The 20,718-nt window shown below is 56.6% G+C and carries 18 protein-coding genes; 14 read left to right on the plus strand and 4 right to left on the minus strand.

What is annotated here, in order from left to right; translation table 11 throughout:
• Window positions 1-576 precede the first annotated feature (576 nt).
• From metA to acrA, 12 genes are all read left to right on the plus strand, one after another.
• Window positions 577-1,491 carry a homoserine O-acetyltransferase MetA gene (gene metA, locus ACEVJL_RS05040; protein WP_374737094.1) on the plus strand — a complete coding sequence of 305 codons (915 nt, stop codon included), beginning with the start codon at window positions 577-579 and terminating at the stop codon, window positions 1,489-1,491.
• A 13-nt stretch (window positions 1,492-1,504) separates the two neighbouring features.
• Complete coding sequence (locus ACEVJL_RS05045) at window positions 1,505-2,167, plus strand: HD domain-containing protein (RefSeq protein ID WP_008981906.1); 663 nt, start codon at window positions 1,505-1,507, stop codon at window positions 2,165-2,167.
• A gap of 140 nt (window positions 2,168-2,307) precedes the next feature.
• Window positions 2,308-2,682, plus strand: a complete 375-nt coding sequence (locus tag ACEVJL_RS05050) for a BlaI/MecI/CopY family transcriptional regulator (protein ID WP_008981907.1) — start codon at window positions 2,308-2,310, stop codon at window positions 2,680-2,682.
• Window positions 2,679-3,587: a M56 family metallopeptidase gene (locus ACEVJL_RS05055; protein ID WP_235397494.1), complete on the plus strand. Its 909-nt coding sequence runs from the start codon at window positions 2,679-2,681 to the stop codon at window positions 3,585-3,587. Before ACEVJL_RS05050 ends, ACEVJL_RS05055 begins: the two co-directional genes overlap by 4 nt.
• Window positions 3,588-3,714: 127 nt before the next feature.
• The gene (locus ACEVJL_RS05060; protein WP_325207654.1) at window positions 3,715-4,839 is read left to right on the plus strand and encodes a hypothetical protein; all 1,125 of its coding nucleotides are present in this window, start codon (window positions 3,715-3,717) and stop codon (window positions 4,837-4,839) included.
• 40 nt (window positions 4,840-4,879) lie between these two features.
• Window positions 4,880-6,220 (plus strand): hypothetical protein, encoded by a 1,341-nt coding sequence (locus ACEVJL_RS05065; RefSeq protein WP_374737095.1) that lies wholly within the window; start codon window positions 4,880-4,882, stop codon window positions 6,218-6,220.
• A 10-nt stretch (window positions 6,221-6,230) separates the two neighbouring features.
• Window positions 6,231-7,640, plus strand: coding sequence for a hypothetical protein (locus ACEVJL_RS05070; protein ID WP_374737096.1), 1,410 nt, complete (start codon window positions 6,231-6,233; stop codon window positions 7,638-7,640).
• Between the two features lie 15 nt (window positions 7,641-7,655).
• Window positions 7,656-9,128 carry a hypothetical protein gene (locus tag ACEVJL_RS05075; protein WP_374737098.1) on the plus strand — a complete coding sequence of 491 codons (1,473 nt, stop codon included), beginning with the start codon at window positions 7,656-7,658 and terminating at the stop codon, window positions 9,126-9,128.
• 431 nt (window positions 9,129-9,559) lie between these two features.
• Entirely contained in the window at window positions 9,560-10,396 is an 837-nt protein-coding gene (locus ACEVJL_RS05080; protein ID WP_008981912.1) for a 3-hydroxyacyl-CoA dehydrogenase family protein, read from the plus strand.
• A gap of 23 nt (window positions 10,397-10,419) precedes the next feature.
• Complete coding sequence (locus tag ACEVJL_RS05085) at window positions 10,420-11,562, plus strand: acyl-CoA dehydrogenase (RefSeq protein ID WP_008981913.1); 1,143 nt, start codon at window positions 10,420-10,422, stop codon at window positions 11,560-11,562.
• Between the two features lie 18 nt (window positions 11,563-11,580).
• Window positions 11,581-12,381, plus strand: a complete 801-nt coding sequence (gene acrB, locus ACEVJL_RS05090; protein WP_020989365.1) for an acryloyl-CoA reductase electron transfer subunit gamma — start codon at window positions 11,581-11,583, stop codon at window positions 12,379-12,381.
• Between the two features lie 21 nt (window positions 12,382-12,402).
• Window positions 12,403-13,542 carry an acryloyl-CoA reductase electron transfer subunit beta gene (acrA, locus tag ACEVJL_RS05095; RefSeq protein WP_008981915.1) on the plus strand — a complete coding sequence of 380 codons (1,140 nt, stop codon included), beginning with the start codon at window positions 12,403-12,405 and terminating at the stop codon, window positions 13,540-13,542.
• Between the two features lie 103 nt (window positions 13,543-13,645).
• On the opposite strand, the gene ACEVJL_RS05100 is transcribed toward acrA, so the two are convergent.
• Entirely contained in the window at window positions 13,646-15,715 is a 2,070-nt protein-coding gene (locus ACEVJL_RS05100) for a gamma-glutamyl-gamma-aminobutyrate hydrolase family protein (RefSeq protein WP_374737099.1), read from the minus strand.
• A gap of 253 nt (window positions 15,716-15,968) precedes the next feature.
• Here ACEVJL_RS05100 and dpsA point away from each other — a divergent pair, with 253 nt between their 5' ends.
• Both dpsA and ACEVJL_RS05110 read left to right on the plus strand, forming a co-directional pair.
• Window positions 15,969-16,862 carry a dipicolinate synthase subunit DpsA gene (dpsA, locus tag ACEVJL_RS05105; protein WP_374737100.1) on the plus strand — a complete coding sequence of 298 codons (894 nt, stop codon included), beginning with the start codon at window positions 15,969-15,971 and terminating at the stop codon, window positions 16,860-16,862.
• Entirely contained in the window at window positions 16,859-17,437 is a 579-nt protein-coding gene (locus ACEVJL_RS05110) for a dipicolinate synthase subunit B (RefSeq protein ID WP_008981918.1), read from the plus strand. Before dpsA ends, ACEVJL_RS05110 begins: the two co-directional genes overlap by 4 nt.
• Window positions 17,438-17,482: 45 nt before the next feature.
• Here ACEVJL_RS05110 and glmM read toward each other — a convergent pair whose 3' ends face one another.
• The 3 genes from glmM to ACEVJL_RS05125 all read right to left on the minus strand — a co-directional run bounded on the left by glmM (window position 17,483) and on the right by ACEVJL_RS05125 (window position 20,709).
• Window positions 17,483-18,847 carry a phosphoglucosamine mutase gene (gene glmM, locus ACEVJL_RS05115; RefSeq protein ID WP_374737101.1) on the minus strand — a complete coding sequence of 455 codons (1,365 nt, stop codon included), beginning with the start codon at window positions 18,845-18,847 and terminating at the stop codon, window positions 17,483-17,485.
• A gap of 74 nt (window positions 18,848-18,921) precedes the next feature.
• Window positions 18,922-19,584: an acyltransferase gene (locus ACEVJL_RS05120; protein ID WP_374737102.1), complete on the minus strand. Its 663-nt coding sequence runs from the start codon at window positions 19,582-19,584 to the stop codon at window positions 18,922-18,924.
• A 36-nt stretch (window positions 19,585-19,620) separates the two neighbouring features.
• The gene (locus ACEVJL_RS05125) at window positions 19,621-20,709 is read right to left on the minus strand and encodes a phosphotransferase enzyme family protein (RefSeq protein WP_374737103.1); all 1,089 of its coding nucleotides are present in this window, start codon (window positions 20,707-20,709) and stop codon (window positions 19,621-19,623) included.
• Between the last annotated feature and the right edge of the window lie 9 nt (window positions 20,710-20,718).

Genomic DNA, 20,718 nt, shown 5'->3' on the forward strand with positions numbered 1-20,718 from the left:
AAAACTAGCTTCAAAGAAATTTAACGATTGTCCTTCAAGCTAAGCTTGTTTGAACAACCAAATCCAATTTGGTGCTTCGTGTTTGTCACGTTGTTTAATTTACAAGGTACACACCGCTTAGCAGCGGCAGGAGTTATTTTACCACACCGTTTCGACCTTGTCAAGAGCTTTTTTAAAGTTTTTTCAAACTTTTTTCAGCTCTTCAGGTCAGCTCGGCAGGCTTCTCCTTTTTTCGTCGCCCTCACAGGCGACTCGATTAGTTTACCATATCTCAGTTCGCTTGTCAAGAACTTTTTTCGCACCGTCAGGTGGTTTTTGTTCTCTCATTCAAGTTCGCTTTTGACTTGGAAACCGCTGTCTCGCGGACAGCTTTGATAGAATACCACCGCTCCCTCCATTTGTCAACAGGTTTTTTCATATTTTTCGAATTTTTTCTTCTCTTCCCGAAATAAGGCCTTTTTCCCCTATTTTGTCCACCAGTGAGCTACATTTATCCTCAGAAATACGCCTTGCGCATCCTTCCCAGTTATGATACCCTATTTTTACGAATTCTATATTATAAGGTAGGTCATTCCCATGCCCATTAAAATTCCCGATTCCCTTCCTGCTACTACTACATTGGAGGGAGAAAACATCTTTGTTATGACGGAGTACCGGGCTATGCACCAGGATATCCGCCCTCTGAACCTCCTCATCTTAAATCTGATGCCCACTAAGATCGTGACTGAGACCCAGCTGCTGCGTAAGCTCTCCAACTCTCCTCTTCAGGTCCAGGTAGAGCTGTTGCACACCCTCAGCCATGTATCTCAGAATACAGATGCCAGCCACCTCTTTTCCTTCTATACTACCTTTGATCAGATCAAAGACCGGAAGTATGACGGTATGATCATTACCGGAGCTCCGGTAGAGAATCTGGACTTTACCGATGTGGACTACTGGGATGAGCTGTGCGAGATCATGGAATGGACCAAGACCCACGTTCACTCTACCCTGCATATCTGCTGGGGTGCCCAGGCCGGTCTCTACTACCATTATAATATTCCTAAGTATGACCTGGGTAAAAAGCTCTTTGGTGTCTTCCCCCATACGGTGGTACGCAAGCGCAGTCCCCTGTTCCGCGGCTTTGATGATATTTTCTATGTTCCTCACTCCCGCTATACCGAAAACAAGCTGGAGGATGTTCTGGCCGTCCCGGAACTGCAGCTGCTGGCTGTCTCGGAACAGGCTGGTGTCTTTGCAGTAAAGAGCCAGGATAACCGCCGCTTCTTTATTACCGGACACCCCGAATACGATCCCGACACCCTGGCCAATGAGTACTTCCGGGATGTAAACAAGGGCATCGACATCAATGTTCCGGACAACTACTTCCCCAACGACGATCCCACACAGCCTCCCCTGGTACGCTGGCGCTCCGCTGCCCAGCTGTTCTATACCAACTGGCTGAACTATTACGTGTATCAGACCACGCCTTACGATATCCGCGATATTTAAAAGGAGCGATACCATGGAAGTAACCTTTGATATGATCCGCTCCTCTCCGGAGATCCGGACTTACATCACACAGGCCGACGCTTCTCTCACAGCTTTGGGCTTTACGGAGCACTCCTTTGCCCATGTAGGCAAGTGCGCTCATGTGGCCGCTCAGATCCTGACTGAGCTTGGGTACACTCCCCGCGAGGTGGAGCTGGCTCAAATCGCCGCCTACATGCACGACATCGGCAACGTGGTCAACCGCCACGACCACGCCATCAGCGGCGCCACGATGGCTTTCCGCATTCTGGATAACATGGGCATGGACCCTTCCGATGTGGCAGCCGTCATTACCGCCATCGGCCATCACGATGACTCTACCGCATTTCCGGTCAACGCCATTGCCGCGGCCCTGATTCTGGCGGACAAGACCGATGTGCGCCGCAGCCGTGTGCGCAACAAAGACATGTCCACCTTTGATATTCACGACCGGGTCAACTACTCGGTAGAGCGCTCGGAAGTTTTGCTGGATGTGGAGTCCAAGACCATCACCCTCTCCCTGTCCATTAACACAGAGATGTGCGCGGTCATGGACTATTTTGAGATCTTCCTGCAGCGGATGCTGTTGTGCCGCCGTGCTGCGGAACAGTTGGGTCTGAGTTTCCGTCTGGAGATCAACGGCCAGCTTCTGCTTTAAACCAATATGTTCTTTTTACAAGTCCTGGGTATCGCCCAGGGCTTGTTTTTTTCTGTCACCGCTCTGTAACTTGACTGTGATCTACCACAAGTGTAGTATATAATTATCAACTACATTTGAAGTAAATTGGAGATGATACCATGAAACGTCTGCCCGACACCGAATTGGAAGTCATGAAAGCCCTGTGGAAGCTGGGCGCCGATACCCCTCGTGCCGCTTTGGACCAAGCGCTGGAGGACTTTGGCTGGGCCAGCAACACGGTAAACACCTATCTGGCCCGATTGGCTGAAAAAGGCTTTGTCTCGGTGCGCCGGGAAGGAAAAAGCAACCGCTACACTCCTTTAGTTTCTCAGGAGGATTATTTGGCCTTTGACAGCCGCAGCGTGCTCTCCCGCCTGTACGGCAGCTCTCCCCGAAATTTTGTGGCGGCTCTGGCCCGAACCGGGCTGAAGCGCCAGGACCTGGATGAGCTGCGCTCCCTGCTGGACCAGCTGGAGGAGGACACCAAGGCATGACAGATTTTCTATTTTATTTAGGTGCTCTGTCCCTGGGCGGCGGTCTGGTTGGGCTGATCCTGATGGCTACCGGACTGCTCACCCGCTCCCGGTACGCCGCCCGGTGGCGCTGCTGGGGCTGGCTGCTGCTCTGCCTGCGTCTGGCCATCCCCTTACCCTTCTCTTTTCCAAATGTTCAAGTCCACGCCCCCATTCAGCTTCACTCCCCCAGTTTGGAGCGCCCCTCAGAGTTGCCTTTTACCGCCGGACGTCCCTTTCAAGAGGCGGTGCCATCTCCGGTCTCACCCACCGGTTCTTCCAATGAAGAGAATACCTCTTCCTCTACATCTTCTTCTCAGAACACCCCTGAACCCCAGCCAGAAACAAAGCCTACGATCTATGTTTCCCAAATTGTCACTGCGGTCTGGCTTTTGGTCGCAGCAGGGATTCTCATTTGGAACCTCATCGCTCACCTTCGACTGCGGCGTTTCCTGACGCGCTGGGCCGTCCCGGTAAGGGATGCTACGATCCTCCCGCTCTATAATGCCATGGGCGACCAATTGGAGCTGGACCGCCGTCCCCGGCTGATGACCTGTCCTGGGTTGGCCGCTCCTATGCTGGCTGGGCTGTTCCATCCTGTGCTTCTGCTGCCGGAGCAGCCCCTTGCCCCGAAAGAACTGGAATACGCTCTGCTCCACGAACTGACCCACTACCGCCGCCGGGATATCTGGCTCAAAGCCCTGGCTCTGTGGGTGCGGGCCGTGCACTGGTTCAATCCTCTGGTATGGCTCATGGCCCGGGCCATTGAACAAGATACCGAGCTATCCTGCGACGAGGCGGTTCTGCGGCGTCTTCCACCAGAGGAACATGCCGCCTATGGCAAGACTATCTTGTCTGCGGTGGAGCGGCTGAAGGCCCGCTCCTGACGAAAGGAGTTCAAATATGGCACCAAGACTCCCCCGCTCCCCTCTCACCACCCGTCTGTCCGGATCTACCCGGGAAACGGAGCACCGCATCCGTAACATCTTCCAGTGGAAAAAGAAGCGTCCGCCCATGCTGGTGCTGGCGCTGGCTGCTGTGCTGATCGCTATGTGCGGAGGATTAGTGTCCTGCCAGGAGCGCGACAATACGCCTGCTGACTTTGATCCTCACGCCGCCACTCCGTTGAACGCACCCCAGTTTTCTTCTTCCTGGCCGGAAGAAGAAACGGTCCCCTTCTCTAATATCCTAGGGTACAGCGGTACGGTCACCCGTTCCGACATCCGTACCGATGACGGCCATACGTATGATTACGAGTTTCAGGCCGACCTTCCTGGTGGTACTTCATTCCTCTTGGCAAGTCTCATTGACCCGGTATATGCGGATTTAGACGGCGACGGACAACTCGACCTGCTCTCTGCCCCTGGAGATCATTATTTAAAAGTCTGGCGGAAATGGCCCGACGGCTCCATACGCATTCAGTCTTTAGCTCCTGCCGCCGCAGAGGTCATGAGCTGTTCCACCGATGATATCACTACCCTTCTTTTCCATGAAGCAGATCAGACCGTAACGGTGGGTACCTCCACCGGCCGTGAGGAAACCTATTCCATAGCAACCCTCTTGGCGCACAGCTACTCCGGCACCATTCAGGTCTATCCAACCTCCGACGACACTGCTCCCTTGATTTCTCACGGAACAAACCCAGAGGAGTATCTTTCCATCGCTTTCTTTGAACATATGGATCTGGACGGTATGGGGGACATGGACGATTCGGTAACCATATTCAGTTATGGTTCCGACGTTCCTCCCGGGCCTCTCACCGTAGTGGAGGTCACTCTCGGTACAGGAGAGACGCTTCGATGGGAAGAGGAAACTACCGTCTTTCCCAACTGCCTCTCCGCGTATCTAACTACACCAGACCACCAGTCTCTGGTGTTGGATCTGGTTCAGCCGTACTCTGTCCCTCGCTACACCGATTACGTCGTCCTTTCCGTGGAAAATGGTACGCTGAAGGAACTGTACCGTCTTAAGGAGGGAGAGGGTCCGGCATGGATCTCTGGTGCTTACACGCAGGAGAGGCCCGACGGACTGAGTGATCTTTATCTGCCTGTTTTATCCGATGACAAAGCTTATACGCTCTGGTATACCTTATCTTGGTCTGAAGACCAGTTTGTACTCTTACAACCCGAAATCTCATAAACAACACACGCTACACGCTATTTTTTAAAGGGTGAGTCTTATGAACCAATGTAGCTGGCCTCACATCAATCATCTTCCCCGCTCCCCTCTCACTACCCGTCTCTCCGGCTCCGCCCGGGAGACGGAGCACCGTATCCGTAATATCTTCCAATGGAAAAAGAAGCGTCCGCCTGTGCTGGTGCTGGTCCTGGCTGCTGTGATCATTGCGCTGTGCGGCTCGCTGGTGTCCTGTCAGAAGCGGCCCTCTGTACCCTCCATCATCATGGAGACCCAGTACTACGACAATCTAGGCACTTACATCGAGATCCCTGCGCTCTCCCTCCCCACCGGGGAGCAAAATGAGTCGGTGGATGCCATCAACGCCGCTCTGGACGAACTGCGGGAGGAATACCGCCTTTCCCTGTCCGGCACAGAGTACGGCAGCCAGTGCCTGTTCTACCCCTCCACAACAGACCGCTATCTGAACCTGGTTTTTTTCCAAAAGGCTGCCGACTATGGCAACGACGGCTACATCGCCTCCTGGGTCTACGATAAGAAGGAGGGCGTCCAGGTCACGGCGGAGGATGCCCTCGCCCTGGCCGGGACAGACCAGGAAACCCTGTTTGCCGACCTGGAAGCGGACATCGCTGCCGACCCGGAGGATCCCCGGGATCTGTACCAGACGGCTGACCCCATCAGCCTTGAGGGCTTTCGCATCAAGGCAGACGGCAAGCCGGCGTTCTATCTCACCGCCGTGGTGGACTGCCGGGACATGGGGGACGACGGCTTTCTGGACGAGTGGAGCCGCCTTTATGTCTGGGATAATGGAGTTTTTACCCGCTACTACTGTATGGTCTTTGTCCCGGACGGTCCCCCGTACGACCGATATCCCCTGATCACGGCGGAGGAGACTGACCAGCTTGACCCGCCCCTGTGGAACCAGTGGTACTTCGCCGGGGAAGCGCCGGCTGGGGGCTTTGTGGACAACTCCAGGCCGGATGTGCCACATTCCATCGTTCTCCCCGTCAAGGACCTATCCCCCTACAACGCAAACCTTTACCCCGCCCTGCTGAGCTGCTACGCGGACTATCAGGACCAGTGGAACATCTACTACGCCGATTTCCAGTCGGACAGTGACCAGGCCGGCGACCTGCGGGTGGGGCCCGCCACCTATCTGGGTGAGACCTATCCGGACGAAACCACCACCGCCATTGCTTATCAGGTGTGCTACACCTTTTATACTAACGGCTCCCGGGGGCTGGAGTGGCACACCAATTTTGAGGTGGTGGTCCTGGGCTTCGACACCCACACCGGCGACTTTATTTCCCTGCTGGGCCGGGCAGACTTTGAACCGCAGGGGATGTCTATCGAAGAGATCATAAACAAAGCCACTCAGCCATAAGGAGACCGCCATGAAAAAGGTAGAAAACATATTCCGCACACCATTTTCCACCGCCCTCTCCGGCTCGGCCCGGGAGACGGAGCGCCGCATCCGCAACATATTTCTGTGGAAAAAGAAGCGCCCGCCTGTGCTGGTGCTGGTCCTGGCTGCCGTGCTGATCGCCCTGTGCGGAGGATTGGTTTCCTGCCAGGAGCGGACAGAACCAGTCACTCTGGTCATGGATACCCAGTATTACGACACACAGGGCAACTATATTGAGATTCCCGCCCTGGCCATGTCTGCCGATACTCAACCTACTGCCGGAGTCACCGCCATCAACCAGGCCCTAAGGCAGTTGAAGCAGGAGTACCAGGATATCCTGGATGGGGTCGTCGATAGCGCTTCCCTGTCAGCCACCGAAAATCACTGTCTGCTCTACCCCACCGAAACTCAGCGCTATTGGAATCTGATCTTCTTCCGGGAGGAATTTCATACGGACCTGAACACCGGGCATATCACCTCGTTGGTCTATGACAAAGAAACAGGCCAGCAGGTGACCCTGGAGGAGGCTCTGGAGTTAGCCGGGCAAACCGCGGACGATCTCTGCCAGGCCCTGGCTGACCAGTACGACCCCACTCTGGACCAGGATATCCCCGGTGCCGACCTGTGCATCCAGAACCAGACCGTGGAAGGCTTCCGCATGGGAGCGGATGGTCAGCCTATTTTCTATCTCACTGCCCGGGTCGATGACCGGGATGACACAGCATCCGACTTTGTCAGCGGTTCGGACAACCTCTATATCTGGTCGGGCGGCACCTTTACCCTCTATGATCAATATACCGTCACAGATCTTCAACCTCTGGTTCCGGCGCAGGAGTGCATCGATCTGAATCCGCCTCTGTGGCGGCAGTGGAATTTCAGCGGCGGAGAACCGGAGGGAGGATTTTCGGTGTCTGCCAGCTTAAGTCTGCAGGATCCGGAGGTCTGTCTCTACCGGGATGGTTTTCCCAATCCCATCGGTCCAGGTTCTTCTCTCTCCTTCTCCTGTCTGGACTCTACGCATATCGACACCCAGCGTCTGGAGGAGTATGAGCCTATCTACAACCCGGGAGACTACTGGCTGCGCAGCAGTGGTACGACAGGTACCGCAAGCTTTACCGCTCTGAGTTACTACAACAGCACCGAGGACCGGGAGTCCATCAATACTCTGGATGTTACGATGCCCGATCTCTACACTCCCCGAGGTATCCGAGTGGGTGCCAGCCGCGAAGACGTGCTGACAGCCTATCCCGAAGCAGTATCAGAAGATTATTGGGGAAAGTATCCAGGCCAGGACTATCTGTGGTACTGCCGCGATTCCAACGACTTTGGCCCTGCTATTTTGTTCTTCTTCAATGGGGATACCCTGCACCAGATCACACTCACCAATATGTTTGACTGATCGGAGGCTTTGCTTATGGACAAGCGCTGTACGCCCCACTCTCCGCTGACCACCCGGCTGTCCGGCTCGGCGCGAGAGACGGAAAATCGCATTCGCAATATCTTCCAGTGGAAAAAGAAGCGCCCGCCGGCACTGGTACTGGCTCTGGCTGCTTTAGTCATTGTTTTGTGCGGCTCGCTGGTATCCTGTCAGGAGGGAACCACCTTTGTCTCCAACGTTGCCTCCGGTCGGGTGGACCAGATGTCTCTGAAGGATGATCTGGCTGAAGCTGCTCAAACCCTTTTCCCCTCTGGCGTTATTCAACCCACTTCTGTGGAACTAATGGCTTTCACCCCCGGTGATGACGGAAATGTTGCCCTGGGAGCGGTTTGTGTACAAACCGACCGTTCCGAATCACTGCTCGCCTTGGGCGTACAAGACCAGCTAACCGGCCAGCTGACCGCTCCGGTCTTCGCCACCATATGCACCGGAAGCCAACCCCATGTGGTAACTTTTAATAAGGACGGAGAAAGCTACCTTCTCTATGTGGCCAACAGTATCCACCTGGGGCTTACGTATGGAGAAGCCGGCCTCATCCGCTATGACGGAACTGACTTCACCTGGGTCTGGCCGGTGGATGGGGACGTGCGAGAGGAGGACTCTCAAGCACGGAAGGACTATGAGGCCTACTGGCAGGAGTACAAGGCCCTTATGGCTCCCGGCGGCGTAGATATCTTTGCACAGACTGACAACGCAGTCATCAACGGAGACGGACCTCAGTGGGTACCCGACCACAACAAGACCTTTTACCCTGCGCCGGAGGACGCTCTCCCCATCCCGGTTCCCTGGCAGGTCCGCAATTGGTTGGAAACCTTTACCCGTCAAGATAACAACCCGCTGAATGCCAACAATACCTCTGCTCTTTGGTCCATCCAGTCTCTGACACAGACTGAATTAACATCCGTGGAGCTGAAAGACACCCAGACTGCCTACACGGTACTGGCCCGGGCAGACACGGATGACACACTCTGGTTTACCGCCTGCCTCATCTATGACAGGGACGAGAACTTCTTGGAGGTCTATGACTATACCACAGGCTCTCTGGAAGAGGTCACAGAATACATCGAAAGTCTGGTTACCCTGATCTCCGGGATCGATTCCCAGGAGTTCTATACACTGGCCCACCAATACTACAGCCAGAAATACCAGGGACAAACCTACTACTTTGCCGTAGACCAGCCCGAAGTGCCTCAAGAAGGAGATCTGCGTTTGGGATCGGTGAGCTATAATGGATCCTGCCATCTTCCCGAAGGCATCGGCTCTGCTTACACCGTAAGCTTCACCAGATACCGTTCCGGAGAGTGGGCATCGCCCCGCATTCAGTATCTGGTTCTGCTTCGAAATGAAGATGGTTCTTTCTCATCGGTGCTGGGGGAGCCTTCTTCCTATCATGAGAACATGTCGGCATATGAAATCGTCCACCTGGCCGTTGACCAGGCAGAGAAATAAGCCTTTTTCCTCATCTCGTTCTTCCCTCTCACGCGCGGCGGACTTGGTTCCGCCGCGCCCTTTTTCTCCCCTCCAAATCTCCCCTTCTATTCCATCTTCTTCATTGAGAAATTCCATTTTTTCATCCCATTTCCCATCCTTTCCGCTGCCTCTGTGAGCTCTCTGTGATTTTAACATTTTTATCAAAATTCCATTGTAAAAACTGTGTATTTTGCCAGGTAGCTTCCCCCTTGCTTCCGCCCTGAAAAAACGATATAATTTGTAAGGTACATAAACAGTTATGCCTTTTCCGGCCTTCGCAACAACAGGTATTTTTCCTGTGTTGCGCTTTTTCTGGTCTTGGTTTGTTAATTTTCTAACAAAACTGTTTAGAACCCGTCAAATTGTTTTAGATTTGACCGTTAGAAATCAACTTTTTAGGAGGAAACACTATGAAGGTTGCAATTTTCGGCGCCGGCACCATGGGTCGTGGTATTGCCCAGGTCTTTGCCGCAAACGGGCATACTGCCCTGATGTACGCCAGCAGCATCGCCTCCGCCCAGCGCCATAAGGAACAGCTGGACGCTTCTCTGCAAAAGCGGGTCGCCAAGGGCAAAATGTCTCAGGGCACCAAGGACGCTCTCATGGCCAATGTGCTGGTCGAGGAAGAGTCCGCCGCTGCTGATGCTGATCTGGTGATCGAGTGCATCGCCGAGGAGATGGGTCCCAAGAAGGAGCTGTTCCATCGCCTGGACGAGCTGTGCAAGCCGGAGACCGTGTTTGCTTCCAACACCTCCTCTTTGTCTATCACTGAGATGGGCAATGGTCTGAAGCACCCCCTCATCGGTATGCACTTCTTCAACCCCGTGCCCAGCATGAAGCTCATCGAGGTCATCCGCGGCGTGAACACTCCCCAGGAGACCTTCGACTTTGTGTACAAGCTGGCTCAGGATATCGGCAAGGAGCCCGTTGAGGTGGCAGAAGGCCCCGGCTTCGTGGTCAACAAGCTGCTGATCCCCATGATCAACGACGCCATCGGCCTGGTTGAGTCCGGCACCGCCTCCGTCGAGGACATCGACAAGGCTATGCGCCTGGGCGCCAACCACCCCATGGGTCCTCTGGCCCTGGGCGACTTTATCGGCCTGGATATCTGCCTGGCCATTATGAACACCCTGTACGATGAGACAGGCGATTCTAAGTATCGTCCTGCCCTGCTGCTGAAGAAGATGGTCCGCGGTGGTCTGCTGGGCGTCAAATCCGGCAAGGGCTTCTACGATTATTCCAAGTAAAAAAGTTTTAGGAGGACTGGAAAATGGATTTTCATCTGACTAGAGAGCAAGAGATGGTCCGCAAGATGTACCGTGAGTTTGCGGAGAACGAGGTCAAGCCCCTAGCCGAGGAGCTCGATGAGGAAGAGCGCTTCCCCATGGAGACCGTCGAGAAGATGGGCAAGCTGGGCATGATGGGCATCTACTTCCCCAAGAAGTACGGCGGCGCCGGCGGCGATGTGCTGTCCTACGCTATGTGCGTTGAGGAGCTGTCCAAGGTCTGCGGCACCACTGGTGTTATCGTGTCTGCCCACACCTCTCTGTGCTGCGCCCCCATCTATGAGCACGGCACCGAGGAGCAGAAGATGAAGTATCTGCCCGACCTGCTCAGCGGCAAGAAGATCGGCGCTTTTGGCCTGACCGAGCCCAACGCCGGCACCGACGCCTCCGGCCAGCAGACCACCGCTGTTCTGGAGGGTGACCACTATGTGCTCAACGGCTCCAAGTGCTTCATCACCAACGGCACTGTGGCCAGCACCATGGTCGTCTTCGCTATGACCGACCCCAAGGCCGGCAACCACGGCATCTCCGCTTTCATCGTGGAGAGCTCCTTCCCCGGCTTCTCCGTTGGTAAGAAGGAGAAGAAGATGGGTATCCGCGGTTCTTCCACCTGCGACCTGATCTTTGAGGACTGCATCGTTCCCAAGGAGAACCTGCTGGGCAAGGAAGGCCAGGGCTTCAAGATCGCCATGCAGACTCTGGACGGCGGCCGTATCGGCATCGCTGCTCAGGCTCTGGGTCTGGGCGAGGGTGCCATTGACGAGGCCGTCAAGTACACCCAGGAGCGTATCCAGTTTAAGAAGCGTCTGTCTCAGTTCCAGAACACCCAGTTCCAGCTGGCTGACATGCACACCCGCATGAAGGCTGCTCAGTACCTGGTGTACGCCGCTGCCTGCAAGAAGGAGAACCACGAGCCTTACTCCGTGGACGCCGCCATGGCTAAGCTGTTTGCCGCCGAGGCCGCTTCCGATGTGACCCGCCGCGCTGTTCAGCTGTTCGGTGGTTACGGCTACACCCGTGAGTATCCCGTGGAGCGCATGATGCGTGACGCCAAGATCACCGAGATCTATGAGGGTACTTCCGAGGTCCAGCGCATGGTCATTTCCCGTGCGATGGGTGTGAAATAAGATAGGAGGCAGATGGAAATGAAAATCATTGTTTGTGTTAAGCAGGTCCCCGATACCTCCGGTAAGGTGGCCGTGAATCCCGATGGTACTCTGAACCGCGCCTCCATGGCGACCATCACCAACCCCGACGACCTGAACGCCGTCGAGGCCGCTCTGGTCCTGAAGGAGCAGACCGGCGCCGAGGTCGTTGTCGTCTCCATGGGTCCTCCTCCTGCCGAGGGCATGCTGCGTGAGGTTATGGCTCGCGGCGTGGACCGTGCTGTTCTGGTTTCCGGCCGTGAGTTCGGCGGTTCCGATACTTATGCTACCTCTCAGATCCTGGCCGCTGCTATCAACAAGATCGGCCTGGACGAGGACGACGTGGTGTTCTGCGGCCGTCAGGCTATCGACGGCGACACCGCTCAGGTTGGTCCCCAGATCGCTGAGAAGCTGGGCATCCCCCAGGTTTCCTACGCTGCTGAGATCACCAAGGAGGGCAAGACCCTCACCATCAAGCGTATGCTGGAAGACGGCTACATGACCATCAAGGTCAACACCCCCTGCCTGATCACCTGCATCAAGGAGCTCAACGAGCCCCGTTACATGAGCGTGGGCGGCATCTTCGAGTGCTATGAGAAGCCCTACGAGGTCCTGGACTACAACGCTCTGAAGGACGATCCCCTGATCGATCCCGCTACCATCGGCCTGAAGGGTTCTCCCACCAACATCCTGACCTCCTTCACTCCTCCTCAGAAGGGCGCCGGCATGATGCTGGAGGGCGCCGACAAGGCGACCTGTGAGAAGCTGGCCGGCATCCTGGCTGGCAAGCATTTGATCTGATAGAAGGGAGAATTGAAGAATATGTCTACTTTCAACAGTGCTGATATCGCTGCCTTCAACGGCGGCGTGTGGGTATTCTGCGAGCAGCGTCAGGGCACCATGATGCCTACCTCCTTTGAGCTGATTTCCGAGGGCCGCAAGCTGGCTGACGAGCTGGGCACCAAGCTGTACGGCATTCTGCTGGGCCACAACATCGAGGGCATTGCCAAGGAGCTGGGCGGCTACGGTGCTGACGGCGTGTACGTCTGCGACCACCCCCTGCTGGAGAACTACACCACCGACGGCTACACCAAGGTCATCTGCGACGTGATCGAGGAGTACAAGCCTGAGATGATGCTGATCGGCGCCACCAACATCGGCCGCGATCTGGGCCCCCGCTGCGCCGCTCGTCTGCACACCGGTCTGTGCGCCGACTGTACTCACCTGGACGTGGATATGGGCATCTACAAGGACTTCCTGCGTGAGGCCTCCACTCTGCCCGCCGAGAAGATCGACGGCCTGAACACCGCTATGGTGCTGGGTGAGAAGCACGACGTGTCCCGCGACCTGAAGATGACCCGTCCTGCTTTCGGCGGCCACCTGATGGCTTCCATCATCTGCCCCCGTTTCCGTCCCGCTATGGCTACCGTGCGTCCCGGCGTTATGAAGAAGGCTCCCTTCGATCAGGCCAAGGCTGACGCCTGCGAGCTGATTAAGCCCAACTTCTCCCTGACCGAGGCTGACATGCAGACCCAGGTCATCGAGGTTGTCAAGGCCGCTAAGAAGCTGGTCGACCTGATCGGCGCTGACGTGGTCGTCTCCGTGGGCCGTGGTATCTCCAAGGACGTCGAGGGCGGCATCAAGCTGGCTGAGGAGCTGGCTGAGGTTCTCGGCGGCGTCGTGGGCGGCTCCCGTGCCACCATCGACTCCGGCTGGCTGTCCGCTGACCACCAGGTTGGTCAGACCGGCAAGACCGTTCACCCCAAGATCTATGTTGCTCTGGGCATCTCCGGCGCCATCCAGCACAAGGCTGGCATGCAGGATTCCGAGTGCATCATCGCTGTGAACAAGAACGAGAACGCCCCCATCTTTGAGATCGCTGACTACGGCATCTGCGGCGACCTGTTCAAGGTTACCCCCATGCTGATCGAGGCTATCAAGGCTGCTAAGGCTGCTCAGTAAGAGTAAACGTTCTACGCCCCGCTTCTTGGAGAAGCGGGGCGTTTTTATTGGCAAAAAGGGAGGTCCCGAATACTCGGGACCTCCCTTTTCCTATGGATAGAAGTTATGCCGCATGGGCCAGGAGCGCCTCAAAGAAGTCCATGTATGCATCATGGTCCAGGGCGTCGGCCTCGGGATGGAACTGCACGCCCAAGGTGAAGTCGTTAGCCTGGTACTCCAGAGCCTCAATCACCTCGTCCGGTCCGTAGGCTACCACGGTCAGGCCCTGCCCCACACGCTGGGGATTTGCCACCTGGTGGTGCCAGGATGCTACGTCAGCCAAGCTCGTGCCGCCTACAATGGAGTACAGCAGGGAGTCGGTATCGGTAACGGTAATGTCGTGACGGGCCCAATCGGGCTTATTGCGGTGGACGCGATAGCTGTCGTCCTTGCCCAGATAGGTGGGCAGATCCTGGATCAGACCGCCGCCGCACACCACATTCAGCATCTGCATTCCGCGGCAAATCGCCAGCATAGGTTCGTCGGTCTGGACCGCTGCCTGGATCAGATTGTAGTCCGAGGTATCCCGGATGTCCCGGTACTCAGTGTTGTCCTCCAGCAGGGGGCTGTGCTCATCGCCGTACAGGTCGGGGTTGATATCCTCGCCGCCGGTAACTACGATGCCGTCCACGCTCTTCAGCGCGGAGACTGCCTGCTCATAGCGGGTGATCTGAGGCAGATGGGTCACTACGCCGCCCGCCTCACGGATAATATCCTGAATGTCGGTATAGTCCACCGGATCACCGCCCCAGGAGATGCCGATGACCGGCTTCTCAGAGGCATAGGCCACCAGATTCTCAAAGAAGGTCAGGCAGGTATCAAAGTCACAGGGAGCTTCCTTGCCCTGATAGAGCACCAAGCTGCAGTCATTCTCCGGATGGAACTGCACACCTACGCAGAAGGTCTTATCCTTATTTTCCACAGCTTCAATGATATCAACACCATTCAGCGTGGTCTTGGCGGTGACGGTCAGGCCAGTACCCTCCACGCTCTTTACCGCCTGGTGGTGCCAGGAGGAGACGTTCTGCAGCACATCGGCGTTTACCACGTCGTACAGCAGGGAGTCCTTATCGATAATATCCACATCGTGGCGGGCATAGTCCCGATTGGGAGCATCGGCGGGCATCCGGTGCAGGTCATTGTACTCCGCGCCCTGGGCGGCGAAGTAGTCGGGAATGTCCTGGATAAAGTCGGCGCCGGAGACGATGCTCATCATCTGCATACCACGGCAGGCTGCAAAGGAGGGGATGTCCTGCTGGATGCAGTAAGCCATCAGCGTATAGTCGGAAATATCCCGGGTCGCGTTGATCTCTTCCCCGTGATTGGCTTCCTTCTGAGGCTCTGCAAAGAGCGAGGGGCTGATATCCTCGCCGCCGGTAAAGAACACGCCATCCACCTCAGCCATGACCTGAGCTACATTGGTATTGGCAAAGTTCTTTGCCTTGATCTGGTCCGCGTAGGCCTGCTTAAGCATGCCACTCTCCTCCAGATAGGCGCCGGTCACCTTGTTGCTGCTGTCATACTCCACAGCAGAGGAAGTGATCTGGGGCAGCTCCACCGCCACACCGCCCGCTGCACGGATCACGGTGGCAAATGCTGCATAATCCTGCGTATTGCTCTTCCAGCTGATACCGATAAAAGGCTTGCCTTCCATGGCCTTAGCATTGGACATCATCTGAACGAACACAGTCTTGTTCACTGCGCTGTTCGGGCTGTACTCCACTCCCTGAGTTAAGCCAGTGCTGGATGCCGCAGTGTTATAGCTGGCAGGCCAGGCAGTCAAGACGCCATCGGGTACATCCGCATACCGCAGCAGGATCGCCGCCGCCTCTACCTGGGTCGCTGCCGCATTGGGAGAGAAGGTATCACCACTCGTACCACTCATCAGGCCCTTTGCATAAACCAGGTTGATGGCCCCCTCATAGGTGCTGTTCTCAGCCACATCAGAAAACGCGCTGGGTTTCGCCTGGTACTCTGCCAACTGACCGGACAGGCCGGCACTTTCTACCAGCAGTGCCGCCATTTCTCCTCTGGTCATGGTGTCTGGTGCTGCGGAGGCTGTTACTACCAGTCCCGCAGTCAGGGCACCAGCCGTACACAAGGACAAGAATTTACGAAAGATCCCCTTCTTCATTTCTTGAACTCCTTTCTTTTTGCCGCTATGGGATGCTGCCTTTCCCATGCTCCCCTCAAAGTAACGGAACGGCAGAGAGCCCATCCATTCGCAATGCTTTTTCAGATTATTTTAAGCATTACTTCTAAGAATAATATAATATAGCGCATTGTTTTTGTCAATAAATACAACGCATTCTTTCCCTTTTTCTTCTGTGACCGCCCTTCTCTGCCGCGCATAGGCTGGAACAGCACGGAGAGGGAGGAGATCAACTATGGCATGTGCAAAAACAATTTGGCTATTGGGAGGAGACCGGCGGCAGGCAGAGCTGGCCCGGCTGCTGGCTATGGACGGGCATACAGTCCACACCTGGGCTTTAGAGGAGGGGCTGCCCGCCGAGGAGCCAGGCTGCGCCCGCCAGCCTCCCGACGGCCTTTCTCAGGCAGACTGCGTGATCCTGCCGCTGCCGGCAGCAGATGGGACGGCACTACATAGTCCCCTGTCCCAGTTCCACCCCAGTCTGCGGCAGGTCTTCGACGCCCTGGCGCCCGGCCAGCTGGTGCTGGCGGGGATGGCAGATCCAGGCTTGAAAGCATTGGCTCAGGAGCGCGGGGTATGCCTGCTGGACTACTTTGCCCGGGAGGAACTGGCTGTGGCCAACGCAGTACCCACAGCCGAGGGAGCGATCCAGATCGCCATGGAGCAGCTGCCCATCACCCTCCACGGCGCCCAGGTGCTGGTGTTGGGCTTTGGGCGGATCGGGCAGGCTACCGCTCTGCGTCTGGCCGCTCTAGGCGCTGAGGTGACGGTAGCCGCCCGTCGCTGGGAAGCCCTTGCCTGGGCGAAAGCCGTAGGCTGCAAGGGCGTACTTTTGTCCCAGCTTACGGAAAACCCCTGCCCCTTCCATCTGGTGGTCAACACCGTCCCCGCCCTGGTCCTGGGACGGGAGGTCCTGAAAGCTCTGCCTGCCGGCTGCCTTATTCTGGATCTGGCCAGCAAACCAGGCGGCGTGGACCGCACCGCCGCCCAAGAACTTGGTCTGCCCGTGATCCATGCCCTCTCCCTGCCGGGCAAGGTGGCCCCCGTAACTGCGGCAGCCATCCTTCAAACCACCATATATCATATGCTCCAGGAATTGGAGCAGCCAGGAAAGGAAGATGCTACATGATCGACCAAACGGTCGGCTTTGCCGTGTGCGGCTCCTTCTGCACCCACGCCAAGGCCATGGAGGCCCTGGAGCAGGTAAAAGCCCGCTTCTCCACGGTGATCCCCATCGTCTCGGAGTGTACCGCCGCCACCGACACCCGCTTTGGCCCTGCCCATGAGCTGATGCGGGAGATGGAGCGGATCTGCGACCGGCGGGTCATCTCCTCCATCCGCGAGGCAGAACCCATCGGCCCCAAGAAGCTGCTGGATCTGCTCATCATTGCTCCCTGTACCGGAAACACGCTGGGCAAGCTGGCCTGCGGCATTACGGACACGGCGGTCACCATGGCCGCCAAAGCCCATCTGCGCAACCAGCGCCCCCTTCTCATTGCCCCCTCTACCAACGACGGTCTGACTGCCTCCGCTCCCAATCTGGGCGCTCTGCTTAGCCGCAAATACATCTATTTCGTCCCCTTCGGACAGGACGACCCGGTGAAAAAGCCTACCTCCCTGGTGGCCGACTTTTCTCTGGTGGCCGACGCGGCTCAGGCAGCCCTGGAGGGTCGCCAGCTGCAGCCTCTGCTGCGGGTGGTTTAGGCAAAAAAATTCCCCGGCCCAGGCCGGGGAATTTTTGTATTCTGATTAGATCGCGTGACCCTTCTGCTTGATCATATCCACCACGCGCTGGGCCAGAGCCTGGCACAGCTCCTGATCGGGAGCCTCCACCATCACGCGTACGAGAGGCTCAGTGCCGGACTCACGGACCAGGATGCGGCCGGTGTTGCCCAGCTCGGCAGCCACCGCCTCCACAGCGGCTTGAACATCGGCGTCAGCCTGGGCAGCCTTCTTATCCTTTACCCGCACGTTGATGAGCACCTGAGGATAGATGGTCACCGGCTCAGCCAGCTTACTCAGAGGCAGCTTCTTGGCCAGCATGGCCTCCATGATCTTCAGGGAGGTGAGGATACCGTCGCCGGTACGGGCGTACTTGGTGAAGATGATGTGGCCGGACTGCTCGCCGCCGATGCGGTGGCCGTTCTGCACCATGTTCTCATAGACATACTTGTCGCCCACGGCGGTCTTCTCATAACCGATACCCGCCTTCTCCAGAGCCTTGTACAGGCCGAAGTTGGACATGACGGTAGTAACCACCTTGTTGGTGACCAGCTTGCCCCGCTCCTTCATGTAGCAGGCATACAGGTACATGATCTGATCGCCGTCCACCAGCTTGCCGTTCTCATCCACGGCCAGGCAGCGGTCAGCATCGCCGTCATAGGCAAAGCCCACGTCCATCTTGTTCTCCACTACGTAGCGCTGAAGGCCCTCGATGTGGGTGGAACCGGCGTTGAGGTTAATGTTAGTGCCGTCGGGGTTGGTGTTGATGGTGAATACCTGGGCGCCCAGAGCCTCAAAGATCCGGGGGGCAATGTGCCAGGCGCTGCCGTTGGCACAGTCCAGAGCCACCCGCTTGCCCTTGAAGGAATACACGGCCAGGGAGATGAGGTAACCCATGTAGCGGTTACGGCCGGCAGTGTCGTCCACGATGCTGCCCACCTGGGCCTCGGTGGCCATGGGCAGTTCCTTCCAGGGCTGTCCGTCCAGCTCCAGCTTGCCGTCCAGATAGTCCTCTACCAGGGAAATGACGCTCTCCTCCATCTTCTCGCCTTCGCCGTTGATGAGCTTGATGCCGTTATCATAGAAGGGGTTATGGGAGGCGCTGATCATCACGCCGCAGTCAAAGCCGTCGGTACGGGCCACATAGGAGACAGAGGGGGTGGTGGTGACATGGAGCAGGTGGACGTCGGCGCCGGAGGCGGCCATACCCGCGCTGATGGCGTACTCCAGCATATAGCTGGAGCGGCGGGTATCCTTGCCCACCACGATCTGAGCTCGGTGGGTGCGGCCGAAGTACCAGCCCAGGAAGCGGCCGATCTGATAGGCGTGGTCAGCAGTCAGGCCCTCGCCGGCCTTACCACGGAACCCGTCCGTGCCAAAATACTTTCCCATATGTATTCACACTCGCTTTCTATACTAAATGTAGCTAATTACACCGGTGAAAGGACCGGATAGGAGAATGCGGTTCAGGTGCGGGGGATAATATGGTCCTTATCCTTATAGATGTGGTCTGCCTCCACCGTGCCTCGTACACAGGAGGTGGGATAGACGCTGCTGCGGCGGCCCAGGATGGTACCGGGGTTGAGCACCGAGTTGCAGCCCACTTCCACAAAGTCGCCCAGGATGGTGCCCATCTTCTTGCGGCCGGTCTCGATCTTCTCCTCGCCGTTCTTGACCACCACCAGGGTCTTATCCGACTTTACATTGGAGGTAATGGAACCGGCACCCATGTGGCTCTTATAGCCCAGGATGGAGTCGCCCACGTAGTTATAGTGGGGGGTCTGGACGTTGTCAAAGAGGATGACGTTTTTCAGTTCCACCGAGTTGCCCACCACGCAGTGAGCTCCCACCAGGGCAGAGCCCCGGATAAAGGCGCAGTGCCGCACCTCGGTCTCCGGACCGATGATGCAGGGCGCACCCAGAAACGCAGTGGGGGCCACGGTGGCGGTCTTATGGACCCAGACGTTGGGCTGGGGCTGGTCATATTCCTCGGGGGACAATCCTGCTCCCAGGGTAAGGATCAGCTCCTTGATGCCGTCCAAAGCCTGCCAAGGGTACTGGAACTGCTTGAGATAGTCCCCCGCCAAAGTATGGCAAAGGTCCAGAAGATTACTGATTTCCAAATTCATGGTTCATTGCCTCCTTGTCAAATGCAGCTTGAGGCGTCAGCGGTACTGCTCCATGCACTGGTGTACCACTGCGTCCATCTCGTCCAATTTTTGGAGCATATCCTTCGCCAGAGCAATCTGACAGCGCGCACGCACCAGATTGTGCTCCGGATACTGGATCTTAAAGTAGGGGCTGCCCAGAATATAATCATCCAGGAAGCGGGTAGCCAACTCACAGGTCAGAGCAAAACAGCTCAGGGCCAGGGTATCTACCTCTTGCTGGGTGAGGGTGGCAGCAGTGTGCTTCAGGAAGCCCTGGGTGAAGGCCCGGAACACTTCCATATCCACCCCAGCCTTCTCCGCCTCGGGGGAATCCTCCTCCACGTAGTTGGCCGCAAAGCGGATGGCATCGCCAAAGTCGTGGCCCACCAGGCCAGGCATTACGGTATCCAGGTCAATAACTACGATGGCCTGGTTTCCGTTGGGCTGAAAGAGGACATTGTTGATCTTGGTGTCGTTATGGGTCACCCGCAGAGGCAGCTGTCCTGCCTCATAGAGGTCGGTAAGACGACAGGCCTGCTGCTGCACAGACTTGAGCCACTCCACCTCCTCGGCCACCTGGGCAGCCATGCCCATAGGATCCTCCGCCACATCGGCAAGCAGCTTCTGATAGCGCTTGCGGGTGTCGTGGAAGTCGGGAATGGTCACGTAGAGCTGCTGGGCATCAAAGTCGGCCAGCAGCATTTGGAACTCACCAAAGGCCTCGCCGGCGCTGCGCACTACCTCCAGGTCGGAGCAGGTATTATAAGTGCTGGAAGGAATGTAGTTGAACAGGCGCCAGAACCCGTTGTCATCAAAGAGATAGATCTTCCGGTCCGGCGTATGGTGAAAGTGCAGAACGGTACGCTGGGGCTGCTTGGCGTGGATGTACTCGGTCACCTTATCGATGTTCTCCATAACCTCCACCGGCTTTTTGAATACAAAGGTATTCACCGCCTGGATGATATAGGACTTGGGCCGTCCATCCGGCCGCAGATAATTGACCTTATAGGTGCGGTTTACATTCCCCACCTTGATCTCCTCGTAGGACTGAAAGGCCCCCTCAATACAGAAGGCCTGACAAACCTGCTGAAGCTTTTCTTCCATGTGTTTGTA

Source organism: Flintibacter porci (genome assembly GCF_041925195.1).
Lineage (GTDB): Bacteria > Bacillota > Clostridia > Oscillospirales > Oscillospiraceae > Lawsonibacter > Lawsonibacter porci.